At 67.1% G+C, this 5579-nt stretch carries 6 protein-coding genes and 1 pseudogene; 6 read left to right on the top strand and 1 reads right to left on the bottom strand.

Annotated elements, in window-relative coordinates:
- Positions 1-1098 (top strand): NAD(P)H-hydrate dehydratase (locus VD972_RS35810; protein WP_324993306.1); only part of this gene is annotated, 1098 nt, incomplete at its 5' end.
- A complete protein-coding gene (tsaE, locus tag VD972_RS35805) occupies positions 1095-1586 on the top strand; it encodes a tRNA (adenosine(37)-N6)-threonylcarbamoyltransferase complex ATPase subunit type 1 TsaE (RefSeq protein WP_324993305.1) in 492 nt (163 codons plus the stop codon). The genes VD972_RS35810 and tsaE, both read left to right, overlap by 4 nt.
- 43 nt (positions 1587-1629) lie before the next feature.
- Here tsaE and VD972_RS35800 read toward each other — a convergent pair whose 3' ends face one another.
- Complete coding sequence (locus tag VD972_RS35800) at positions 1630-2655, bottom strand: hypothetical protein (RefSeq protein WP_324993304.1); 1026 nt, start codon at positions 2653-2655, stop codon at positions 1630-1632.
- Positions 2656-3068: 413 nt separating this feature from the next.
- Here VD972_RS35800 and VD972_RS35795 point away from each other — a divergent pair, with 413 nt between their 5' ends.
- The 4 genes and pseudogenes from VD972_RS35795 to VD972_RS35780 all read left to right on the top strand — a co-directional run.
- Positions 3069-3383: a metalloregulator ArsR/SmtB family transcription factor gene (locus VD972_RS35795; RefSeq protein ID WP_324993303.1), complete on the top strand. Its 315-nt coding sequence runs from the start codon at positions 3069-3071 to the stop codon at positions 3381-3383.
- Positions 3380-3826: an SRPBCC domain-containing protein gene (locus VD972_RS35790; protein WP_324993302.1), complete on the top strand. Its 447-nt coding sequence runs from the start codon at positions 3380-3382 to the stop codon at positions 3824-3826. The genes VD972_RS35795 and VD972_RS35790 overlap by 4 nt, the downstream gene beginning before the upstream one ends.
- On the top strand, positions 3823-4041 hold the full coding sequence (locus tag VD972_RS35785; protein WP_324993301.1) for a hypothetical protein: 219 nt from the start codon (positions 3823-3825) through the stop codon (positions 4039-4041). The genes VD972_RS35790 and VD972_RS35785 overlap by 4 nt, the downstream gene beginning before the upstream one ends.
- Before the next feature lie 78 nt (positions 4042-4119).
- Positions 4120-5579 (top strand): annotated as a pseudogene (locus tag VD972_RS35780) (excinuclease ABC subunit UvrA); the annotation flags it as partial.

The following is a 5579-nucleotide window of genomic DNA, read 5'->3' as shown; positions in this document are numbered from 1 at the left end:
TATCGCTGGCGCAAGATCGGCGTGAAGGTGGTGGCCGCGGACATGCCCTCGGGCCTGCAGAGCGACACGGGCGAGACCTTCCTGCCGTACGTGGAAGCGGACGTCACCGTCTCCTTCGGCTTCCTCAAGCGCGGGCAGGTGCTGGAGCCAGGGGCCACGCTCTGCGGCGATCTGCGGCGGGTGGACATTGGCCTGACCGCGGTGGCGATCCAGTCGCTGACCGGGCCGGTGTTGCGGCTCGTGGAGGAAGCAGACGCTCGAGAGGTGCTGCCACCTCGCCGCGCGGACAGCCACAAGGGGACGTACGGGCACGTGCTGGTGGTGGCTGGCAGCCGCGGCAAGTCTGGTGCGGCCGCGCTGACGGCTCGAGCGGCACTGCGCTCCGGGGCGGGGCTCGTCTCTGTGGCCACCCGCTCGGATGCGCTCGAGGCCGTGCTGAGCCACTCGCCCGAGGTGATGGGGATCCCGCTGGAGCGCACCGGCCCGCTGGGGCCCGCGGATCTGAACTTCCTGGTGGCCGAGGCCGAGGGCAAGGATGCGCTCGTCATCGGTCCGGGCATTCCCCGGGGGTCGGAGACAGGCAGGCTCATCGGGGATCTGCTCGAGCGCGTGGAGGTGCCCGTGGTGCTCGACGCGGATGCGCTCAACGCGGTGGCCACGGATCTGAGCGTCCTGCGCCGCGCGAAGAAACCGGCCGTGCTCACGCCTCACCCGGGCGAGATGGCCCGGCTCACCGGACGCTCCACCAAGGAGGTCCAGGCGCACCGGCTGGGCGTGGCGCGGGACTTCGCGATGCAGCACGGAGTGACGCTCGTCCTCAAGGGGGCCCGGACGATCATTGCGTGCGCGGATGGGGAGGTCTTCGTGAACCCTACGGGCAACGCGGGAATGGCCACCGGCGGCGCGGGGGATGTGCTCTCCGGCATCTGCGGGGCGTTCCTCGCGCAGGGGATCCGGGTGCCCGATGCCGCGTGGGCCGCCGTCTACGCTCACGGCCTTGCGGGGGATCTCGCGGCGGCTCGGCGCGGGAAGCTGGGGCTCATCGCGGGAGACATCGTCGAGGGGCTGGGCGACGTCTGGATGCGGTGGGGCCGGTGAGCACGCCCACGCTCACGCGCACCTGGCGCTCGGAGTCTCCCGAGCAGACGCATCGGCTGGGAGTGCGGCTGGGAGAGCTGCTCCAGCCGGGCGACTTCGTCGGACTCATGGGCGATCTGGGCGCGGGCAAGACGCACCTGGTGCGCGGCGTGGCCGAGGGAGCCCAGGTGCCACGCTCCGAGGTGGCCAGCCCCACCTTCGCCATCGTCTACCCGTACAGCGGGCGCATCCCGCTGTACCACGCGGACCTCTACCGCATCGCGGACTACGACGAGCTGTACGCCACGGGCTTTCTCGATCTGATCGGCGGAGACGGCGCGGTGCTGGTGGAGTGGCTGGATCGCGTCCCCCAGGCTGCACCGCGCGAGCACCTGCGCGTCACCCTGCGCTCGGTGGCGGAGGAGGCGCGCGAGCTGCATGCCGAAGCATTCGGGAACAGGCCCGCGGAGCTGCTGACTGCTTGGGTCACAGGCTCGGGTGGCTGTTGAACGGAGTGGAGTCGAGCGCTCAGGACGCCGGTGCCTCGCGTCCTCAGGGGCACACGGGCTGGTAGGAGAGATCCCCCGGGTAGCCATGGCTGCGCCAGAAGTTCGTATACCGGGTGCGCCCGTACTCGCCCCCGTAGTAGCACTCCGGGTTGGAGTCGTGGATCCAATTGTAGTCCAGGTCGAGCTCCACCAGGTGCGGGTCGAAGACGGGCGTGGACATGCCGGGCTTCTGGACCCAGACGGCATCGGTGTCCCACGCGAACTGGTGGGTCTGTCCCCGCGGCTGGCCGGCGTGGGTCTCACGGCTCTGGGTAAAGGGCGAGTGGGGGCCCGACAGGTCCCCGCTATTGCGCCAGCCCACGGGCGCCGAGAAGAGGTTGCGCAGGCTGTACATGAGGGTGTCATCCACCGAGAAGTACATCCGGTTGTTGCTCCCTCCGCACGAGCCAGTCTCGGCCGCCATTGAGTAGATCCTCGTCACATGATCGAGCATCTTCTCCAGAGACGCCCCGGTGCGTGGCTGCTGCACCGTATAGGTGTCGGTGGCTGGCGCGCTCATGCAGACGGGATAGGACGCATAGGGAGACGGCTTGGCGTAGACCAGGCAGGTCTTGCCATTGGTCTCGCACTCGTAGCCAGATCTGCACTCGACGCTGTCGTATAGGCACGCGACGCAGTTGCCCTGCGCGCTGTTGTTATAGAGGTACTTCTTGTAGGGCGGCGGGTACATGTACGTGCCGTACATGAGATCGGTGAGGGTCAGGAACACACCCTGCTGGTTGGGGCCCATGCTTGCCCACTCAGCGCAGCGGTCGGCTCGGCCGTGGGCAGCGGCGAGCGTGTCCAGGAGCCGGTCCCGGTTTTCCGACTCGGTCCAGCCGCCCTCGGGGATCTTGGTTGACGAGAGTGCCGAAGCCTCTGGCCCACGGGCCGCGGCGTTCGTGGCGCTGGCGAGCTGAGCCAGCAGCTCCTCTTGCGTGGCCCCGGCGCTGGCGGCTTGCTCCTCGGGCGCATTGCAGCCGGCCAGAGCGATGGACAGGGCTGCGAACAGCCTCAGAGTGAGAGTCACGGATAACCTCATTTAATGATTTCCAGGAGAATGGAGACGAATAAGAAATAGCAGCTAAAACGGTTTTAGTGGAAATTATCTGACCTCCTGGTGAGATGGCGATTGAGGGCCCTTTGGGCTCCCGGAAGGGGGGTAGAACAAACCTCCCGCCGCTGGAAGCGCCGCCTCTTGCGCCGCCTCGCTCGCTTGGACAGTCCGAGGCTCAGGCACTGGCGCGGTTGGTCGCCTTACTTCTGCCGGGGCGCTGAACGCCAAGGGCTGCGGGGCCGCCATCCTCCCGAGCTTCCACCGAGCTAGCAGGCGAGCCTGAACAGGCGCGGGCTCCATCAGTCCCAGCGATCCCGGGCGGCCCGAGACGCGCGCTTGACAATCAATAAGTATCGGCTTATGCGTTATGCATGAAGAGCGCGGTCGTGGCCGAAGACAAGATCTTCCAGGCGCTGGCGGACCCCAGCCGCCGGGCGATCTTCGAGTCGCTCACGCGTGGCGAAGCGGCGGTGAAGGACCTCACGGCGCGCTTCGACATCTCGCAGCCGGCGGTCTCGCAGCACCTCGCCACTTTGAAAGACGCCGGCTTGGTGAACGGCCGGCGTGAGGGGCGCTGTGTCTACTACCGGGTGGAGCCGCGCGGAATGAAGCCGCTCATTGACTGGATCGCGCACTACCGCGCCTTCTGGACGGAGCACGTCGGTCGCCTTGAACAACTGCTGGAGAAAATGGACGAATGAACCCCATCGACAAGACCGCCCCATCGCAAACCGAATCCATTTCATTCGAATTCGATTTGCATCATGCGCCGGCGAAGGTGTGGCGCGCGCTCACCGACCCCGTGCTGCTCACCGAGTGGCTCCTGCCCGTCGCCGATCTCAAGCTCGAGCCGGGGGCGGCGTTCACGTTCAAGACGCAGCCGTACCCCGGGTGGGACGGCACCGTGAACTGCCGGCTCCTCGAGATCGAAGCGCAGAGGAAGCTCAGCTACACGTGGGTCGTCGGCGACATGGTGCTTGACACCGTCGTGACCTTCACGGTCACGCCCACGGCGTCGGGCACCCGCCTGTCCCTCGTGCAGTCGGGCTTCAAGCCGGACCAGAAGCAGAACTTTGGTGGCGCGCGCTACGGCTGGAAGATGATGGGCGGAAAGCTCGTCGACCTGCTCGCGAGGCTCCCATGAACTGGAACAAATGGATTCGGCAGATCCACCGCTGGCTGTCCATTGCCTTTACGGTGGCCGTCATCATCAACATCGTCGCCTGGGGACAGGAGAAGCCTGCCGCCTGGGTGGGCTTCCTGGCGCTGCCCCCGCTCGCCTTGCTCCTGTTCACCGGTCTGTACTTGTTCGTGCTGCCGTACGCCACCAAGGGGCGCAGCGGGCAACGCACCGTCTGAACCGGCGGCCGGCCGCACGACGAAGGCCGCGTCGCCCACCTTCACAAACCGTCGATACTCGATGACAGGATCGCGAACATGCCCTCCTCCAGACAGAACCCCGCCACCAGCCACGACCTGATCCGCGTCCAGGGCGCCCGGGAGAACAACCTGAAGGACGTCAGCGTCGAGCTCCCCAAGCGCCGGCTGACTGTGTTCACCGGCGTCTCGGGATCGGGCAAGTCGTCGCTGGTGTTCGGCACCATCGCGGCGGAGTCGCAGCGGCTGATCAACGAGACCTACAGCGCGTTCTTGCAGGGATTCATGCCGACGCTGGCCCGGCCCGAAGTTGACGTACTGGAAGGGCTGACGACCGCGATCATCGTCGACCAGGAGCGCATGGGCGCCAACTCCCGCTCGACGGTCGGCACGGCGACCGACGCCAACGCGATGCTTCGGGTGCTGTTCAGCCGCCTCGGCCAGCCGCACATCGGCTCGTCCAACGCCTTCTCCTTCAACGTCCCGTCGGTCCGCGGGGTCGGGCAGATCTCAATCGAGAAAGGCGGCGGCAAGACCGAGAAGCGCACCTTCACCGTCACCGGCGGCATGTGCCCGCGATGCGAGGGCATGGGCTCGGTCACCGACATCGACCTGTCCCAGCTGTACGACGACAGCAAGTCGCTCAACGAGGGTGCGCTCACGATCCCCGGCTACAAGGCCGGTGGCTGGGAGGTGCGCATCTTCGGGGCCTCGGGCTTCCTCGACCCGGACAAGCCGATCCGCGACTACACCAAGCAGGAGCGCCACGACTTCCTCTACAAGGAGCCGACCAAGGTGAAGGTCGAGAACTTGAACCTCACCTACGAGGGCCTTGTCCCGCGGATCCAGAAGTCGTTCCTGTCCAAGGACGTCGACGCGCTGCAGCCGCACATCCGGGCGTTCGTGGAGCGCGCGGTCACGTTCACCGCCTGTCCCGAGTGCGGCGGCACTCGGCTCAGCAAGGCCGCACGGTCCTCCAAGATCAAGGGGATCAACATCGCCGACGCCTGCGCGATGCAGATCAACGACCTGGCCGAGTGGGTGCGCGGTCTGGACGAGAAGTCCGTGGCGCCGCTGCTTGCGACGCTACGGCATACGCTCGACTCGTTCGTGGAGATCGGGCTGGGCTACCTCAGCCTCGACCGGCCATCCGGTACCCTGTCGGGGGGCGAGGCGCAGCGCACCAGGATGATCCGCCACCTCGGGTCGTCGCTCACCGACGTGACCTACGTCTTCGACGAGCCGACGATCGGGCTGCACCCTCACGACATCCAGCGGATGAACGACCTGCTGCTGCGGCTGCGCGACAAGGGGAACACCGTCCTCGTGGTGGAGCACAAGCCGGAGGTGATCGCGATCGCCGACCACGTCGTCGACCTCGGCCCCGGCGCCGGTACCGCCGGTGGAGAGGTGGTCTTCGAGGGCACCGTCGACAGGCTTCGGAAGAGCGGCACGCTCACCGGGCGTCACCTGAGCGACCGGGCTGGGCTGAAGCCGTCGGTGCGGACGCCGTCGGGTGT

The sequence above is a fragment of the Hyalangium sp. genome (genome assembly GCF_035629615.1).
Classification (GTDB): Bacteria; Myxococcota; Myxococcia; order Myxococcales; family Myxococcaceae; genus Hyalangium.
This window is presented reverse-complemented; position numbering and strand designations above follow the sequence as displayed.

Coding starts and splice junctions, on each gene's coding strand:
- VD972_RS35790 (WP_324993302.1), top strand. CDS start 3,380: ATGAACCCCATCGACAAGACCGCCCCATCGCAAACCGAATCCATTTCA.
- VD972_RS35785 (WP_324993301.1), top strand. CDS start 3,823: ATGAACTGGAACAAATGGATTCGGCAGATCCACCGCTGGCTGTCCATT.